At 64.5% G+C, this 17429-nt stretch carries 17 protein-coding genes; 10 read left to right on the forward strand and 7 right to left on the reverse strand.

The features are described from left to right. Window positions 1-86 precede the first annotated feature (86 nt). The 4 genes from IQ24_RS14105 (at window position 87) to IQ24_RS14120 (ending at window position 4021) form a co-directional block, all read left to right on the forward strand. On the forward strand, window positions 87-875 hold the full coding sequence (locus IQ24_RS14105; protein ID WP_145398889.1) for an ABC transporter ATP-binding protein: 789 nt from the start codon (window positions 87-89) through the stop codon (window positions 873-875). Then, window positions 872-1582 carry an ABC transporter ATP-binding protein gene (locus tag IQ24_RS14110; RefSeq protein ID WP_145398891.1) on the forward strand — a complete coding sequence of 237 codons (711 nt, stop codon included), beginning with the start codon at window positions 872-874 and terminating at the stop codon, window positions 1580-1582. The genes IQ24_RS14105 and IQ24_RS14110 overlap by 4 nt, the downstream gene beginning before the upstream one ends. A gap of 75 nt (window positions 1583-1657) precedes the next feature. Next, window positions 1658-2665 carry a branched-chain amino acid ABC transporter permease gene (locus IQ24_RS14115; RefSeq protein ID WP_145398893.1) on the forward strand — a complete coding sequence of 336 codons (1008 nt, stop codon included), beginning with the start codon at window positions 1658-1660 and terminating at the stop codon, window positions 2663-2665. 15 nt (window positions 2666-2680) lie between these two features. Next, window positions 2681-4021, forward strand: coding sequence for a branched-chain amino acid ABC transporter permease (locus IQ24_RS14120; protein WP_145398895.1), 1341 nt, complete (start codon window positions 2681-2683; stop codon window positions 4019-4021). Between the two features lie 73 nt (window positions 4022-4094). Here IQ24_RS14120 and purN read toward each other — a convergent pair whose 3' ends face one another. The 3 genes from purN to IQ24_RS14135 form a co-directional block, all read right to left on the reverse strand. After that, a complete protein-coding gene (gene purN, locus IQ24_RS14125) occupies window positions 4095-4685 on the reverse strand; it encodes a phosphoribosylglycinamide formyltransferase (RefSeq protein WP_145398897.1) in 591 nt (196 codons plus the stop codon). Then, the gene (gene purM / locus IQ24_RS14130; protein WP_145398899.1) at window positions 4682-5728 is read right to left on the reverse strand and encodes a phosphoribosylformylglycinamidine cyclo-ligase; all 1047 of its coding nucleotides are present in this window, start codon (window positions 5726-5728) and stop codon (window positions 4682-4684) included. The genes purN and purM overlap by 4 nt, the downstream gene beginning before the upstream one ends. Window positions 5729-5809: 81 nt before the next feature. Then, window positions 5810-6289: an ABZJ_00895 family protein gene (locus tag IQ24_RS14135; protein WP_145398902.1), complete on the reverse strand. Its 480-nt coding sequence runs from the start codon at window positions 6287-6289 to the stop codon at window positions 5810-5812. Window positions 6290-6545: 256 nt separating this feature from the next. Between IQ24_RS14135 and IQ24_RS14140 the strand changes: the two genes are divergently transcribed. The 5 genes from IQ24_RS14140 (at window position 6546) to IQ24_RS14160 (ending at window position 11813) form a co-directional block, all read left to right on the forward strand. After that, window positions 6546-8144 carry an ABC transporter substrate-binding protein gene (locus IQ24_RS14140; protein ID WP_145398903.1) on the forward strand — a complete coding sequence of 533 codons (1599 nt, stop codon included), beginning with the start codon at window positions 6546-6548 and terminating at the stop codon, window positions 8142-8144. A gap of 71 nt (window positions 8145-8215) precedes the next feature. Next, window positions 8216-9223, forward strand: a complete 1008-nt coding sequence (locus IQ24_RS14145; protein WP_145398905.1) for an ABC transporter permease subunit — start codon at window positions 8216-8218, stop codon at window positions 9221-9223. Next, on the forward strand, window positions 9220-10122 hold the full coding sequence (locus IQ24_RS14150) for an ABC transporter permease subunit (protein WP_145398907.1): 903 nt from the start codon (window positions 9220-9222) through the stop codon (window positions 10120-10122). The genes IQ24_RS14145 and IQ24_RS14150 overlap by 4 nt, the downstream gene beginning before the upstream one ends. 3 nt (window positions 10123-10125) lie before the next feature. After that, window positions 10126-10965, forward strand: a complete 840-nt coding sequence (locus IQ24_RS14155; RefSeq protein WP_145398909.1) for an ABC transporter ATP-binding protein — start codon at window positions 10126-10128, stop codon at window positions 10963-10965. Continuing rightward, the gene (locus IQ24_RS14160; RefSeq protein WP_145398911.1) at window positions 10962-11813 is read left to right on the forward strand and encodes a dipeptide ABC transporter ATP-binding protein; all 852 of its coding nucleotides are present in this window, start codon (window positions 10962-10964) and stop codon (window positions 11811-11813) included. Before IQ24_RS14155 ends, IQ24_RS14160 begins: the two co-directional genes overlap by 4 nt. 62 nt (window positions 11814-11875) lie before the next feature. Here the strand turns inward: IQ24_RS14160 and IQ24_RS14165 are convergent, their stop codons facing one another. From IQ24_RS14165 to IQ24_RS14175, 3 genes are read right to left on the reverse strand one after another with little or no spacing between them, the layout of a single operon-like run. Then, the gene (locus tag IQ24_RS14165; protein ID WP_145398913.1) at window positions 11876-13624 is read right to left on the reverse strand and encodes a S8 family serine peptidase; all 1749 of its coding nucleotides are present in this window, start codon (window positions 13622-13624) and stop codon (window positions 11876-11878) included. Next, window positions 13621-13878: a hypothetical protein gene (locus IQ24_RS14170; RefSeq protein ID WP_145398914.1), complete on the reverse strand. Its 258-nt coding sequence runs from the start codon at window positions 13876-13878 to the stop codon at window positions 13621-13623. Before IQ24_RS14170 ends, IQ24_RS14165 begins: the two co-directional genes overlap by 4 nt. After that, a complete protein-coding gene (locus tag IQ24_RS14175; protein ID WP_145398916.1) occupies window positions 13869-14981 on the reverse strand; it encodes a phosphatase PAP2 family protein in 1113 nt (370 codons plus the stop codon). Before IQ24_RS14175 ends, IQ24_RS14170 begins: the two co-directional genes overlap by 10 nt. 126 nt (window positions 14982-15107) lie before the next feature. Here IQ24_RS14175 and IQ24_RS14180 point away from each other — a divergent pair, with 126 nt between their 5' ends. Continuing rightward, window positions 15108-16643, forward strand: coding sequence for an SARP family transcriptional regulator (locus tag IQ24_RS14180; protein WP_242008192.1), 1536 nt, complete (start codon window positions 15108-15110; stop codon window positions 16641-16643). 11 nt (window positions 16644-16654) lie between these two features. On the opposite strand, the gene IQ24_RS20520 is transcribed toward IQ24_RS14180, so the two are convergent. Continuing rightward, window positions 16655-17356, reverse strand: coding sequence for a pentapeptide repeat-containing protein (locus IQ24_RS20520; RefSeq protein ID WP_145398920.1), 702 nt, complete (start codon window positions 17354-17356; stop codon window positions 16655-16657). Window positions 17357-17429: the final 73 nt, after the last annotated feature.

Genomic DNA, 17429 nt, shown 5'->3' on the forward strand with positions numbered 1-17429 from the left:
GGCCCGGATTTCCGGGCCTTTTTTAAAAATATAACAATCCCGTAACGGGAAAACTTCATGAAATACATGAAGACTGGGGAGCGCTAATGATCCAGGTCAAGGATCTTCACAAGAGTTTCGGCGGCTTCAAGGCCGTCCAGGGTGCCAGCATCGAAATCGAAACCGGCTCGATCACCGGGTTGATCGGTCCGAACGGTGCGGGAAAGTCCACACTTTTCAACGTGATAGCCGGAGTTCTTCCGCCGACTTCCGGCACGGTTCTGATGGATGGCGAAGACATCACCGGCCTGCCGCCGCATGAGCTGTTCAAGAAGGGGCTGCTGCGCACCTTCCAACTGGCGCATGAGTTCTCATCGCTGACGGTGCGCGAAAACCTGATGATGGTGCCCGACATGCAGGCGGGCGAGACGCTGTGGAACACATGGTTCCGCCGGGGACGCATCCGCGAACAGGAACGAGAGATCCGCAAGAAGGCCGACGAGGTCCTTGAATTCCTGACGATTTCTCATGTCGCCGATGAAAAGGCCGGAAACCTCTCGGGCGGGCAGAAGAAGCTTCTGGAACTGGGCCGCACGATGATGGTCGACGCCAAGATCGTCTTTCTGGATGAGGTCGGCGCGGGCGTGAACCGCACCCTTCTGGGCACCATCGGTGATGCCATCATTCGGCTGAACAAGGAACGCGGCTATACCTTCTGCGTCATCGAGCATGACATGGACTTCATCGGCCGCATCTGCGACCCGGTCATCGTCATGGCGGCGGGTCAGGTGCTGGCCAAGGGCTCGGCCGCGCATATCATGCAGAACGAAGACGTCATCGAGGCCTATCTGGGCACCGGCTTGAAGAACAAGGTCACGGCAGGAGGCACGGCATGAGCGCGCCCTATCTTTCCGCGACCGGGATGCGCGGCGGCTATGGCAAGGCCGATATCCTGAACGATTGCACCATCACCGTCGATCAGGGCCAGATCGCCGTCATCGTCGGGCCGAACGGCGCGGGGAAATCCACCGCGATGAAGGCCGTGTTTGGCATGCTGAACCTGCGCGAGGGCGAGGTGCGGCTGGCGGGCGAGGACATCACCGCGCTGACCCCGCAGCAGCGCGTGCACAAGGGCATGGGCTTCGTGCCCCAGACGCATAACATCTTCCCCAACATGACGGTCGAAGAGAACCTTCAGATGGGGGCCTTCATCCGCAAGGATGATTACAGCGGCACGCTGGCGCAGGTCTATGAGCTGTTCCCGGCCGTCGCCGACAAGCGCCGCCAGAACGCGGGCGAACTGTCGGGCGGTCAGCGCCAGCAGGTCGCCGTGGGTCGCGCCCTGATGACCCAGCCCCGGCTTCTGATGCTGGACGAGCCGACCGCGGGCGTCAGCCCCATCGTCATGGACGAGCTTTTCGACCGCATCATCGAGATCGCCCGCACCGGCATCTCGATCCTCATGGTCGAGCAGAACGCGCGTCAGGCGCTCGAGATCGCGGATCTGGGCTATGTGCTGGTGCAGGGCACCAACCGCTACACGGATACCGGTGAGGCCCTGCTGGCCAATCCCGAGGTCCGGCGCACCTTCCTGGGGGGCTGACATGAGCAAATCCTCTCGCCCCTGCTGCAACCCGAAGGCCTTGGGCCGCAAATCTTACCGCCCGGAGGTCGCCCCATGGACATTCTGAATGCCGGTGTGGCGCTATTGAACTTCGTCGTGGTGCCCGCCGCCGCCTATGGCGCACAGCTGGCGCTTGGCGCGCTTGGCGTCACGCTGATCTATGGCATCCTGCGCTTTTCGAACTTCGCCTTCGGCGACACCATGGCCATGGGCACCGCCTTCACCATCATGGTAACCTGGGCGATCCAGGCGCTAGGCATTGCCATCTTCCCGCTGCCCACGGCGCTGATCGCCCTGCCCTTCGGCATCGCCGTCACCGCGCTCATCGTGCTTTTCACCGACCGCATCGTCTATCGCTTCTATCGACGCAAGAAGGTCGATCCGATCGTGATGGTCATGGCCTCGGTCGGCGTCATGTTCGTGATGAACGGGCTGACCCGCGTGCTGATCGGGGTCGAGGAGATCCGCTTCGACGACGGCGCGCGCTTCCTTTTCAGCGTGCAGGATTTCCGCGCCTGGTCCGGGCTGACCGAAGGGCTGTCGCTGCGCGTCTCGCAGCTGCTGACGCTGATCATCACGGCGCTGGTTTGCTGGGGGCTGTTCGTCTTCCTGAACCGCACCCGCACCGGCAAGGCCATGCGCGCCTATTCCGACAATGAGGATCTGGCGCTGCTGTCGGGCATCGACCCCGATCAGGTGGTGCGCATCACCTGGATCATCGGCACGGCGCTGGCGGTCATCGCGGGGACGCTTTACGGCCTCGACAAGACCTTCAAGGCCTTCAACTATTTCCAGATCCTGCTGCCGATCTTTGCGGCCGCCATCGTGGGTGGCCTTGGCAACCCGCTGGGCGCGGTCGTCGGCGGTTTCGTCGTGGCCTTCTCGGAGGTCGCGATCACCTATCCCTGGAAGAAGGTCGCGGGCTATCTGTTCCCGGACTGGCAACCCGAGGGGCTGCTGCAGCTGCTCTCGACCGAGTACAAGTTCGCGGTCAGCTTCGTCATCCTGATCGTCGTCCTGCTGTTCAAGCCCACCGGCCTGTTCCGCGGCAAATCCGTCTGAGAAAGGAGGCAGATCATGTCAAATACTCGTCAAGCCGAAGCCTCCAGCCCCTGGCGCGGGGTGCTGCTGTTCCTGGTGATCGTGGTCCTGTTCGTCCTTGAGGGCAGCGTGCGCAACGCCTTCTTCTCGGGCAGCTGGAACACCTCGCTCGCGATCCTGAACATGGGGCTGATCTCGGCCGTCATGGCGCTTGGGGTCAATATGCAATGGGGCTATGCGGGCCTTTTCAACGCCGGTGTCGTGGGCTTTCTGGCCCTTGGCGGGCTGGCGCCGGTCCTGATCGCGACCGCGCCCGTGCCCGGTGCCTGGGATGCGGGCGGGGTCCGGCTGCTGCTGGCGCTGTTCGTCGGCATCGGCACGCTGGTTCTGGCCGCACAGGTCTGGAAGCAGGTCGACCGGCACCTGCGCGTCTGGGCGCTGATCGCGACTCTCGCGCTTGGCTTCGTCCTTTACCGCTGGCTGTTTGACCCGGCTGTCACCGCCATCGAGGCCAATAACACCGCCTCGGCCGGGAATATCGGCGGGCTGGGCCTGCCGGTGCTGCTGGCCTGGCCGGTGGGGGCGCTGTTCGCTGCCGCCGTCGCCTGGGGCGTGGGCAAGGTGGCGCTTGGGCTGCGCTCGGACTATCTGGCGATTGCGACGCTAGGCATTGGCGAAATCGTGGTCGCCGTGATGCGCAACGAGGAGTGGCTGGCGCGCGGCGTCAAGAACGTCTCCGGCATTCCGCGCCCGGTCCCCTATGAGCTGGACCTGCAGAACGATCCGGGCTTTGTGGCCCGCGCCGCCGAATGGGGGCTGGACCCGGCCACGGCCTCGGGTATCTGGGTGAAGCTTTGTTATGCGGGGCTGTTCACGGTGGTTCTGCTGCTGCTGATCCTGCTGGCGGAACTGGCGCTGAAATCGCCCTGGGGGCGGATGATGCGCGCGATCCGCGACAATGAGACTGCCGCCGAGGCCATGGGCAAGAACGTCACCCGCCGCCATCTGCAGATCTTCGTGATCGGCAGCGCGGTGATCGGGCTAGCGGGCGCGATGATGATCACGCTGGACGGGCTGGTGTCGCCTTCCGGGTATAACCCGCTGCGCTATACCTTCCTGATCTGGGTGATGGTGATCGTCGGCGGCTCGGGCAACAACTGGGGCGCGGCTTTGGGCGCGATCCTGATCTGGTTCCTATGGATCAAGGCCGAGGTCTGGGGCCCAGAGATCATGCGCCTCTTGACCATGCCGCTGCCCGATGGCGGGCTGCGTTCCCATCTGATCGGCAGTGCGCCGCAGATGCGGTTCATCGCGATGGGGGTGGTGTTGCTTCTGGTTCTGCGTTTCGCGCCGCGCGGGTTGCTGCCGGAGAAATGAGCGGGCACGCGGGGGCGCTGCCCCCGCACCCCCGGGGTATTTTTCAACGGAGAATGGAGAGGGGCGTCCCGTCTTAGCCGAGCTGGACGGGGCGGGTGTCACCGGCGCTGAAGCGGCGCAGGACCTCGGGGTAGAGCTGATGTTCCATCGCGAGGACGCGGGTGGCGAGTGTGTCGGCGGTGTCGCCCGGCAGGATCGGGACCTGCGCCTGGCCGAGGATGGGGCCGGCGTCGAGTTCGGGCGTGACCAGATGGACGCTGGCACCGGCCACCGCATCGCCTGCGTCAAGGGCGCGTTGGTGGGTGTGGAGCCCGGGGTATTTCGGCAGCAGCGAGGGGTGGATGTTCAGCATCCAGCCCTTGAAGGCCGCGACGAAATCGGACGTCAGGATGCGCATGAAACCGGCAAGGCAGAGGATGTCGGGTTCTGCCGCAAGCAGGGGTTCCAGCAGCGCCTGTTCGAAGGCACGGCGATCCTTGCCGAAGGGGCGGTGATCGACGGCGAAGGTTGCGACGCCGAGGCGTTCGGCGCGCTGGAGGCCGCTGGCCCCCGGGTCATTCGAGCCTACGATCACGGGCCGCGCGGGATGGTCGCCGGTCATCGATTCGACCAGCTTGACCATGTTCGACCCGCCGCCCGAGATCAGGATCGCGACACGTTTCACCGAAGCGCGCCGCTGTAGCGCACGCCCGTGCCCGGCGTCACCGTGCCGAGGCGATAGACCGTCTCGCCAGCGGCTTGCAGTAGCGCCTCGATCTCGGCGGCGCGGTCGGGTGCGACGGTCAGGATCATGCCTACGCCCGAGTTAAAGGTCTTGAGCATCTCGGCATCGGCGATGCCACCGGCCTCGGCCAGCCAGTCGAAGACGGGCGGCAGGCTCCAGGAGTTTAGATCGACCTCAGCGCCCAGACCTTCGGGCAGGACGCGCGGCAGGTTTTCGGTGATGCCGCCGCCGGTGATATGGGCGGCCGCATGGACACCGCCTGCGGCAATCGCCGCCAGCAGCGGTTTGACGTAAAGCCGCGTCGGCACCAGCAGCGCCTGACCCAGCGTGCCCGGACCGAAGGGCGAGGCGGAATTCCAGTCAAGCCCCGCGTGCTCGGCCACTTTGCGCACCAGCGAGAAGCCGTTCGAATGCACGCCGTCCGAGGCGAGGCCCAGCAGGACGTCTCCGTCCGCGACATGGGCGGGAAGCGCGGTGCCACGTTCCATCGCGCCGACGGCAAAACCTGCGAGGTCGAAATCGCCCTTGGCATACATTCCGGGCATCTCGGCCGTTTCGCCGCCGATCAGGGCTGCGCCCGAGAGGCGGCAGCCTTCCGAGATGCCGTTGATGACGCGCGCGGCTTCATCAATGGACAGCTTGCCGGTGGCGAAATAGTCGAGGAAGAAAAGCGGCTCGGCGCCCTGGCAGACCAGATCGTTCACGCACATGGCGACCAGATCGATGCCGACGCCGTCGAGCTCACCCGTATCGATGGCGATGCGCAGCTTGGTGCCGACGCCATCGGTCGCCGCCACCAGCACGGGATCGTTGTAACCGGCGGCGCGCGGGTCAAACAGCGCGCCGAAGCCGCCCAGACCCTCCATCACGCCCGAGCGCCGGGTCGCGGCGGCTGCCGGTTTGATCCGCTCGACCAGGGCATTGCCTGCGTCGATATCTACTCCGGCCTCGGCATAGGACAGGCCATTCTTGCGCTCGGTCATCGTCATTCCTTTCGCTCGCCTGCGCTCCGATAGCGCAAGGTCTGCGGTCAGGCAATGACGCCGGGACCGGAAAGCAGCGGTTCAGGCCTGCTTCTGTCGTTTCAGTGCCAGCTTTTCCGCCTGACGCGCGCCCATGCCGAAGAACCAGCGGTGAATGAGCAGGAAGAGCAGCGCGAAGACGCCCAGAATGATGGCAATGATCTGCTGATCCTCGCGCGAGACACTATAGGGCATGCCGGGGATCGCCATATCCGTACCCGCGCCCAGAATCAGCAGGACGGCGAGGGTGATCGGCAGGATCATCGCGATGACGGTGAAGATGAGCGCCGCGCGCCAGCTGAGCCCCGATGCGGGGCGCTGCCCGGTGCGGGTGAAGTAATACTGCCCGGCCTGCATGGCCGCGACCATCGGAATGACGACCCCCATGGCCGAATTCGATGAGGTGAAGTTCGCATATGTGGCCAGCGCCCAGACGATTGCGGCAAAAGCCAGCAACATCAACACGTAATAAAGCACATATTGGACGGCCAGACGGCCCAGAGAGATGGAATTGACAGACAAGATCGGCCCTCGTTCAGAAATATCTGCGGCCATCACACACATGTTGGCGCGCCACGCAAGTCAGGATGTTTGCCCCGATGCGGCGCATTGCGATGTCAGAATGACGAAAAGCATCGGCATATTGGCAGAACGACGATTTGACGCTGGGTCAATCAGATATAACCGTCTTGCCTCGGCTGCGCCCGACATGCTGTGTTTGGCGATCTGGCAAACTGGGGGCATAATGAAAGCCACCGGCCAAATCAGGGAGTTTACAATGAAAATCCGTCATCTTGCTGCTGTGTCCGCCTTGGCCGTCATGGCCGCGGGCGCTGCCAGCGCGAAAACCTTCGTCTATTGCTCGGAAGGTTCGCCCGAGGGCTTCGATCCGGCCCCCTACACCGCTGGCACCACCTTCGACGCCACGGCGCATGCGATCTTCAACCGTCTGGCGCAGTTCAAGCCGGGCACGACCGAGGTCGAGCCTGCGCTGGCCGAAAGCTGGGACGTGTCCGAGGACGGGCTTGAGTACACCTTCCACCTGCGCAAGGGCGTGAAGTTCCACTCGAACGACAAGTTCACCCCGACCCGCGACTTCAACGCCGATGACGTGATCTTCTCGTTCGACCGTCAGGGCAACACCGAGAACCCCTGGCACAACTATATCTCGGGCATCACCTATGAGTATTACAGCTCGATGGAGATGGCCAAGCTGATCAAATCCATTGAAAAAGTTGACGATTACACGGTGAAGTTCACGCTGAACCAACCGGAAGCGCCGTTCCTTGCGAACATCGCCATGCCCTTCGTCTCGATCGTGTCGAAAGAATATGCGGACGCGCTTGAGGCCGCAGGCACCATGGAAGAGATGAACAACACGCCGATCGGCACCGGTCCGTTCAAATTCGTGGCCTACCAGAAAGACGCCGTGATCCGTTACCAGAAGAACGCCGATTACTGGGGCGAAGCGCCCAAGATCGACGATCTGGTGTTTGCGATCACGCCTGACGCCTCGGTCCGCCTGCAGAAGCTGAAGGCCGGCGAATGCCACCTGATGCCCTATCCGGCCCCCGCCGACATCGAGGCGATCCGCAACGACCCGAACCTGAAGCTGGACGAGCAGGCTGGCCTGAACGTCGGCTATCTGGCCTATAACACCACCGTCGCCCCCTTCGACAAGCCGGAAGTCCGCCGTGCGCTGAACATGGCGATGGACAAGAAAGCGCTGGTCGATGCCGTCTATCAGGGCTCGGGCGTCGTGGCGAAGAACCCGATCCCGCCGACCATGTGGAGCTATAACGACGCGATCGAGGACGACAAATACGACCCCGAAGCCGCGAAGAAGATGCTCGAGGACGCAGGCGTCAAGGATCTGGCGATGGAAGTCTGGGCGATGCCGGTGCAGCGTCCCTATATGCCCAACGCCCGCCGCGCGGCCGAGATGATCCAGAGCGACTTCGCCAAGGTTGGCGTCAAGGTCGACATCGTCTCGTACGAATGGGGCGAATATCTGAAGAAGTCGATGGAGCCGGGCCGCAAGGGCGCCGTCATCCTGGGCTGGACCGGCGACAACGGTGACCCCGACAACTTCCTGTCGGTGCTGCTGTCCTGCGCCGCCGCCAAGGACGGAGGTGCGAACCGCGCGTTCTGGTGCAACGAAGAGTTCTCGGACCTTCTGGCCAAAGCCAAGGCCTCGACCGATCAGGCCGAGCGCACCAAGCTTTACGAAGAATCCCAGGTGATCTTCAAGGACCAGGCTCCCTGGGCCACGCTGGCGCATTCGACCCAATATGTGCCGATGGCCAAGAATGTGACCGGCTTCGTGCAATCTCCGCTTGGTGACTACGCCTTCGATACTGTAGATATCACCGAATAAGCGGCGCTATAGGCTTTTCACTTTCGGGCCGCGCAATGCAAACCTTGCGCGGCCCATCGGGCTAGGGTTTGATGCTCAGATTCATATTCTCAAAACTGCTGTACCTGATTCCAACGTTTATCGGAATCACGTTGATTTCATTCAGTTTCATCCGGCTGCTTCCGGGCGATCCTGTCCTTCTTATGGCTGGCGAGCGCGGCGTCTCGGCCGAGCGCTATGCCCAGATCTCGGCGCAGCTTGGCTATGACAAGCCGATCTGGCAGCAGTATCTGACCTATCTGGGCAACCTGTTCCAAGGCGACTTCGGCAACTCGATCGTCACCAAGAAACCGGTCCTGACCGAGTTCCTGCAACTGTTTCCCGCCACGGTCGAACTGTCGCTGGTCGCGATCATCATCGCGACGGTGATCGGTGTTCCCGTCGGCGTCATCGCGGCGATCAAACGCGGATCGTGGTTCGACCAGATCTCGATGACCGGCGCGCTGGTCGGCTTCTCGATGCCCATCTTCTGGTGGGGTCTGTTGCTGATCATCTTCTTCTCGGGGACGCTGGGATGGACGCCCGTCTCGGGGCGGATCTCGCTGATGTATTATTTCCCGCAGGTGACCGGCTTCATGCTGATCGACAGCCTGCTGTCGGGTCAGGCGGGCGCCTTCAAATCGGCGGTCTCGCACCTGATCCTGCCCTCGATCGTTCTGGCCACGATCCCGCTTGCGGTGATCGCGCGGCAGACGCGCTCGGCCATGCTTGAGGTCATGGGCGAGGATTACGTGCGCACCGCCAAGGCCAAGGGCCTGAGCCCCGCCCGCGTCATCGGCGTCCATGCGCTGCGCAACGCGATGATCCCCGTGATCACCACCATCGGTCTGCAGATCGGGGTGCTGATGGCCGGGGCAATCCTGACCGAGACCATCTTCTCCTGGCCGGGCATCGGCAAGTGGATGATCGATTCGATCTCGCGGCGCGACTATCCGGTCGTGCAATCGGGCCTGCTGCTGACGGCGGGCATCGTGATGATCGTCAACCTTCTCGTCGACCTGACCTATGGTCTCATCAACCCGAGGATCCGGCGCCAATGACCGATATGACAACTAAAATTTCGGACAGCGCCATCCGTCGGCAGATGCTGAAAGAGTTCTGGTTCTACTTCAGCCAGAACCGCGGTGCCGTCATTGGCCTTGTGTTCTTCGTGCTGCTGGTGCTGACGGCGATCTTTGCGCCGCTGCTGGCGCCGCATGACCCCTCGCAGCAGTATCGCGATGCCTTCCTGCTGCCGCCCGCCTGGGAAGAGAATGGCCGCGCGGCCTTCCTTCTGGGCACGGATGCGGTTGGGCGCGACGTGCTGTCGCGGCTGATCTATGGCTCGCAGTATTCGCTGTTCATCGGCATCGTCGTCGTCTCGATCGCGCTCTTCGGCGGCATCCTAATCGGGCTGGTCGCGGGCTTCTTCGGCGGCTGGGTCGATACGGTCATCATGCGCGTCATGGACGTGATCCTGGCCTTCCCCTCGCTGCTGCTGGCGCTGGTGCTGGTGGCGATTCTTGGCCCCGGCCTGACGAATGCGATGATCGCCATCGCCATCGTCTATCAGCCGCATTTCGCGCGTCTGACACGGGCCGCCGTGATGGGCGAGAAAGAGCGGGAATATGTCTCGGCCGCGCGGGTCGCGGGTGCAGGCAATCTGCGGCTGATGTTCAAGACCATCCTGCCCAACTGCCTTGCGCCGCTGATCGTGCAGGCGACGCTCTCGTTCTCGTCGGCGGTGCTCGATTCTGCCGCACTGGGCTTTCTTGGCATGGGCGCGCAGCCGCCGACGCCGGAATGGGGCACCATGCTGGCCGAAGCGCGTGAGTTCATTCAAAGCGCCTGGTGGGTCGTGACCTTCCCCGGCCTTGCGATCCTGCTGACCGTGCTGGCCATCAACCTGATGGGCGACGGTTTGCGTGACGCGCTTGACCCGAAACTGAAGCGGAGCTGACCCATGCCTTTGTTGGAAATCCGCAATCTGACCGTCAGTTTCGACACCGCAACCGGCCCCTTCAAGGCCGTGGACGGCATCGACGCCCATGTCGATGAAGGCGAGGTTCTGGCCATCGTCGGCGAATCCGGCTCGGGCAAATCCGTGTCGATGCTGGCGACGATGGGGCTTCTGCCCTCGACCGCCACGGTCTCGGCCGATGTCATGCGCTTCGATGGCCGCGACCTGCTGACCATGCCCGCGCGCGAGCGGCGCAAGCTGATCGGCCGCGACATCACCATGATCTTTCAGGAACCGATGGCCAGTCTGAACCCCAGCTTCACCATCGGCTTCCAGATCGAGGAGGTGCTGCGCCAGCACCTGCGCCTTGGCCGCAAGGCCGCGCGGGACCGGGCGGTGGAACTGCTGTCCTCGGTCGGCATCCCGAACCCGGCCGAGCGGCTGAAATCCTATCCGCACCAGCTGTCGGGCGGGCAGAACCAGCGGGTGATGATCGCCATGGCGATTGCACTGAACCCGCGCCTGCTGATCGCCGATGAGCCGACGACGGCGCTGGACGTGACCATTCAGAAGCAGATCCTCGACCTGCTGATGAAGCTGCAGGAACAACACCGCATGGGCCTGATCCTGATCACCCATGACATGGGCGTGGTGGCCGAAACCGCCGACCGCGTCATGGTCCAGTACAAGGGCCGCAAGATGGAAGAGGCCGATGTGCTGACCCTGTTCGAGAACCCGAAATCCTCCTACACCCGCGCGCTTCTGTCGGCCCTGCCCGAGAATGCGACGGGGGACCGCCTGCCGACCGTGGGCGACTTCATTCCCGAAGGAGGTGTCGCATGAGCGAGGTCGTCATCGAAGGCCGCAATCTGACGCGCGACTATGTTTCGCGCGGCGGGATGTTCCGCGGTCCCGAAACCGTGCGCGCCCTGCATGGGATCAACTTCTCGGTCGAGCGTGGCAAGACGCTGGCCATCGTGGGCGAATCCGGCTCGGGCAAGTCGACGCTGGCGCGCATCATCACGCTGATCGACCCGGCGTCCGGGGGTGATCTGCTGATCGAGGGGCAGAAGATCGACATCTCGCGGCAGGCGGTAACGAAGGCGATGCGCTCGAAGGTGCAGATCGTTTTCCAGAACCCCTATGGCAGCCTCAACCCGCGCCAGAAGGTTGGCGACGTCCTGACCGAGCCGCTGATCCTGAACACCGACGTCCCCGCCGCCGAGCGGCGGGCGCGGGCGCAGGCCATGCTGGAGCGCGTCGGCCTGAAGGCCGAGCATTACAACCGCTATCCGCATATGTTCTCGGGCGGGCAACGCCAGCGGATCGCGATTGCGCGCGCCTTGATGCTGAACCCCGCGCTTCTGGTGCTGGACGAGCCGGTCTCGGCGCTGGACCTGTCGGTGCAGGCGCAGGTGCTGAACCTGCTGGCGGATCTGCAGGATGAATTCAACCTGACCTATGTCTTCATCAGCCACGACCTGTCGGTGGTGCGTTACATCGCGGATGACGTGCTGGTGCTCTACAAGGGTGAGGTGGTGGAATACGGGCCCCGCGAGGCGGTCTTCAGCAATCCGCAGCACGATTACACCAAGAAGCTGTTCGCCGCGACCCCGGTCACCGATATCGAGGCGATCCGCGCCCGCGTCGCCCGCCGCAAGGCGGCCCGAGAGGCGATGGCGGCTGGCTGAACCGCCCTGCCGAATGGATCAAGGGCCCGGCGCGTGGAAACGCCCGGGCCCTTTTTCATGGCTCACTCGCCCTGCCCGTTCCAGCGCCATGGCAGATCGGTGTCGACCAGCGGCGGCACGCTGCCGGGCCGGGCCGAGGCCTGCGCGGCCGCAACGATCTGCGCTCGCGATTGCAGGTTGTCGCCCGCCGACAGTTTCCCCGACAGCCAGCGGGTGACCTGCGGCGCGGTGATGCTGGTGCCGGTCACCGTCTGCATCGCGCTGCCCCTCACGCCCGGCAGGTTCAGCCCATAAGCGGCATTCCCCCGGTCCCCCGCCATAACGATATCGCCGCCCAATCCCGTATCGAGCAGTGAGCAGTAATGCGAGATCGGCGCCCCCTGCCCCGGCACGGCGTTCAGGATCGCCGCCCCGGCCCGGATCTGCCGCGTCCCGCCCGCATAAGCGTTCAGCGTGCCATTGCGCCGCACCAGACAGTCCGCAGGCTGCGGGTCACGGTCGATCCACAATCCGTCCGGTTGCCGGGCCTGATAGCGCGGATCGCGGAAGATCGTCTGCCGCCCGCCGCCGCGAAAGCCCGGGATCTTGTCATCGCGCTGGATATCGAAGCTGCAGGCACCGGAGGCCTTCACCAGCTTCAGCTGCCACAGCCCGACCGGCGCGCGGTCGCCCTGCTCTGGCCCCGTGGTCGGCGGCAGGATGACGGTCAGGCATTGCCGGAAGCCGTCCAGCACCGCCCTGCGCTGCAGCATGAAGCGCGCAAGCTCGCGCCCCCGGCTGTCCTTCAGCCGCGCGATCTGGCCCAGCGGCCCGTTCGGCGGCTGGAACGCGGTGGTGACCGATTGCCCGTTGGGCAGGGTCACGGCCAGCTTCAGCGCCTCGGGACAGGTCGGCTCGGGCGGGCCCCAGATCTCGACCTGGCTTTCGGTCGGATCGTCGGGCAGGATCTGCCAAGCCAGTTCCTGCCCCGGGGTCAGAACGGCGTGCAGCCGCTCCTCGCGCGAGTTTCCGACCGCAAGGACGAATTGCACCTGCCCCAGATCGGCACCAGCATGCTCGGCGATCAGGTCCTGCATCTGCTCCAGAAGCGAGCTGCCGTCCCGCGCCCCCGCCGTGATTCCGTAAGACAGGTTCACCACCATGCGTGGCTTGACCTTGGCGCCCGCGATCCGCGACATCTCCTGCGCCAGTTCACGCGCCCGCGCCACGATGAAGACCACCGCGATCTGGATGAACAGGGGCGAATAGCCGCCCGAGGTATCCGCCACCACCCATTCCGGCAGCGAGACCGCTATCAGCGGATGGTTCAGCCCGGCCGCATCGCCGGGCTCATACCCCGCCGCGATGGTCGCGACTGCCGCGCCATGGCTTCGGTCCTGGATCAGCGTGGCCGCGCGGCCCAGCCATTGCGGGTCCATCTGGCCCAGCGCGCGATAGACGGAATCGCCATCGCGGTTGACCGGCCCGTCCGGCAGGCCGCGCAATTGATCGATGGTGGTGCCCCTGACCTCGCGCCCGAAAGGGATGTCGGTCTGCGTCACATCCTTGGCGGCATCCTGAATCCAGATGCTGGCACAGCGGCTGTAGCCATCGGGCGTGGTGAACAGCCGATGCGCGAAGGGAATCGCATGGTCGATCACCGCGACGATGGTCACCGCATCCAGATCCTCAGGAAGCGCATCGCGCGACAGCATCTCGGAGGGCAAGATAAGCCCCAACCCATCCGGCGGCGGAAGGCTGTCCAGGGGCGCGAACATCGGCAGATTGGCCAGAAGCGGCTCGAACGCGTCCAGTGTGGAAAGCGCGATCATCGGTCTAAAACCGGAGGCATTGTCACCTCCGCTCCCTCTTGCCGAGGTTCGTCGAAGGCCGAGTCGATCAGCGCCTCCATCGCCTGCCGGTAATATCTGGCGCGGGTGTCATCCTCGGCCCGGCGCAATCCGTTGTAGCCACTCGGCGGGTAAAGCGAATAGGCCAGCAGGGGCACGCTGTCCTGACGGAACCCTTCAGCCTCAGGCCCGGTTGCCGGAACCCAGGTCAAGGGCGTGTCGCGTTTCAGCTCCATCTCTCGCTCCAATCCTTGATGCCAGCCGCCCAGAGGGCGCTGGTCAGCGGCTCTTTCGGGGCCGAGGGCATGGCGTCGATGATCAGACTGGGATCGCCCCCCTGAAGCACCTCGCAGAGACGCGCCAGCGTGAAGTCACGGCTTTCGCCGGGCGCGGTCTCGCCCCATCTCTCGGCGCGGAAGTCAAAGCGCGGCAGTTTGGGCTTGGGCTTGCCCTTCTTGGGCGTGAAGGCACAGGCAGCGATGCGATGGGCGACCGTGATGCCCAGAAGCGCGCCCGCCACGCCATCGCTGGGGAAATGCACCCCGGCGACCGTGCGGTTCATCGCGATCCGGGTGGCCATGCGGAAAAGCTGGCTGGTCGAGGTCACATTGGCCGGGGGCTTGCCCCCCGGTCCCGACAAGAGCGTCAGCAGCGTCGCCACCGCATAGGCCTGCGTCGCATGCCCGCTGGGATAGCTGCCATGCACAGGGGACGAGATCATCGGTTGCACCTTGTCGCTCAGCATGGCGGGGCGCGGCGCGGCAAAGGCCAGCTTGGCGCGCTGCACCAGCGAGGTCGACAGATCCATCGCCAGCGCGATCAGCATCTGGATCGAGTGGGCGCGCAGCCTGCCGATCGGCAGGATCGCCTCGAAGAAGGGCACGATGTCGGCGGCCTGCGTGTCGATCTCGGCCAGACGCTCGCCCCGCAACTGCGCATAGCCCATCATCAGCGGCAGTTCCTTGGCGAATTCGGCGTCGCTGGGCAGGCCGATGGTCATCAGGACCTGCTGTGTGCCGCTGGCGTCCCGGCCAAAGATCTTGACCTGCGTCAGCGGATCATCCTCAGACGGGGTGACCGAGAGGCTTTCCAGAAGCTCACTCATCAGGATCGCATGGGCGAATTCGGGCTCAAGCCGCCGCAGCCTTGCCAGCGGGTCCAGCTTTTCCCGCTGAGGCGTCGCCGCCACCGCAGGCTCATCGCCGACGATTCCCTCTCGGGCGATCATCAGCGCCATACCTAGCTGCGCGGTTGAAAAGCCGGCGCCTGCACTTTGCGCATTCTGCGCATTTTGTGCGTTCTGTGCATTTTGCGCATTCTGCGCGTTCAGCAATGCCATGATTTTCTCTACCTCCCTTTGATTAAAAGTCTCGGTTTTACGCCGAACGCGCTATAATCGCGTTCAGATTTTCGCCCTCTGGTAGACCGCATGCAAGCAATCCTCAGTCTCATGGGCGCAGTCCATTTGCGTACCTCTGATGGTCGCGATCTGACCCCGCGTGGGCAGAAGGCCCGTGGGGCGCTTGCGCTGCTGGGTACCGCGCCTGATCTGAGGATGAATCGCGCCCGACTTCAGGATCAACTCTGGAGTGATCGCAGCGCACAGCAGGGATCGGACAGTCTGCGCCAGATGCTGCGCGAGCTGCGCGGATCGCTGCAGGAAAAGCGTGATCTGCTGATCACGGGCGTCGGCTGGGTGGGCCTCAATACCGAGCTTGTGCGCATCGACCTGACCCCGGTCTATGACGCCGGGGGTATGCCGCTGGAATTCGCCGCCGACATCGACATTCCCGACCCCGAATTCGACGACTGGCTGCGCGACATGCGTCTGCGCTTGACGCCCGAGGAGATGCATCCGGTTCAACCGCGCGATGGCCCCGACACCAGCCGCCTGTCCGAGCCCCAGCGCGCGCATTACGTCGTCTGGCTGGACCCCGTCGAAAGCAATGATTCCCATGCCCGCGTCATCGGCGAGATGATCGTGAACGAGGCCGCTGCGCGCGCCTGCGACATGATCCCCGCCGTGCTGGCGACCAGCCCGCCCGACCCCGGCCAAACCGTGGGCAGCTCGCTCAATGCCTTCTGCTATCCGCTGGGCCCGGATTGTTCGCTGATGATCATCATGCGCGACCTGCGCACCCGCGAGCAGTACTGGACCCGCCGCTTCACCATCCACCACGGAGAGATGACCGAGTCGATCCGCCACGCCGTCGCCCAGACGACGGTCGCACTGCTGGACCGGGCGCGCCGGACGGCCTCGACCGACTGGACCAGCTATCCGATCTGGGATGTCTTCAGCTATTCGCGGGACCGGCTGCTGTCGGCCGATCAGATGATCGCACGGCAAGAGGAAGAGGCCCCGACCGGCGTCGGCATGGCGCTGCGGTCCTATCTGCGCAATACGCTGATCTTCGAACGCCTGACTGACGACCCCGAGACCTGCGCCGAAGAGGCGCTGACCTTCTCCTCCCAAGCACGGGCGCTGGCCCCGAACCATCCGGTCGTGCTGGCAGTCGCCTCGCTTTCCGCCTCGTGGCGGCGTGATGCCGTGGCGGCGCTGGAGCTGGCGCAGGCAGCGCTGCGGATCGATCCCGACAGCGAACTGGCCTGGAATGCGCTCTCCCAGGCCTATATCGACGTCGGCCGCGATGCCGAGGCGCTGGAAGCCGCCGAACACGGCGCGCGCGGTGCGCTGGCGGCCCTTGGGCCCTCCAGCTGGCTGATGCGACGCGCCGTGGCGCTGGTCCGGCTGGGCCGTCTGGGCGATGCCGAGAATGCGGCGGCCGCCGCCTATACCTTCTCGCCCGACAACCGGCCCTCGCTGCGCTTTCTTGCTGCCCTGCGCTACAATCGCGGCGATGAGGCCGGGGCCGCCGATGCCCTGCGTCGCCTGCGCCAGATCGAGCCCGACTTCAATCTGGAGCTGATGGCCGCGCCCGACTACCCCGCCGCCACCTTGCGCACGGCGGGGCTTCTGGGCATCACCAAATCGGGCCTTTAGACGCGCACGCATCAACACACCTCCACATCGAAGGAAATGGTCTGGGTCCCGTCCGGAAAGCTGGCCTCGACCCGGACCCTGCCGCGACCGGTCGCCACATACAGAAGCTGCTTTTGCGCCAGCCCATCGCCATCGGCGACATGGCGCAGAACGGTTTCGTCCCCCCAAAGCGAGGTCAGCTCAATCTCGGGCGGCGCCTCTTGCGAATAGCGCAGTTGCAACCGGTCGCTGCGGCGCATCTCAATGAGATCGCGGGGGTAGTCCATCGACAGCATATGCGTCTCGGCCCGCTGCGGCTGGGGAAAGCGCGTCGGAGGCGCGCCGATGGCCAGCGCCCGCTGCATCGTGTCGAGCCAGGTGCCGTCCAGACGCGAGCGTGACAGATCCGCCCCATCCAGCCGCGCCCCGGTCAGGTCACATTCGACCAGCACAGCATCGCGCAGATCCGCGTCCTTGAGGTCTGCCAGCCCCAGCTGCGCCGAACTGAGGTTCGCGCCCCGCATACGTGCCCTTTGCGCGCGCGCCGACCAGAGGCTGGCCCCCGTCAGCGTCGCGCCCTCCAGATCCGCATGGCTCAGGTTCGCATAGGACAGGTCGGCCCCGCTCAGCGCCAGCCCCGACATATCCAGATGCGACAGATCCGCGCCGACAAGTCGCAATGACCCGCCCGTCGCGATCCGCCGCACCAGTTCCGAACGCGTAAAGTCGGCCACTCGCTACACCCTTCCTGATCGAGTTCCTGCGCAAATTCGTTGCCCGGAGAGTTGCCACCTCTCCGGGCGGGTG

Origin of the sequence: Paracoccus sulfuroxidans (genome assembly GCF_007830335.1) — a bacterium.
Taxonomy (GTDB): Bacteria; Pseudomonadota; Alphaproteobacteria; order Rhodobacterales; family Rhodobacteraceae; genus Paracoccus; species Paracoccus sulfuroxidans.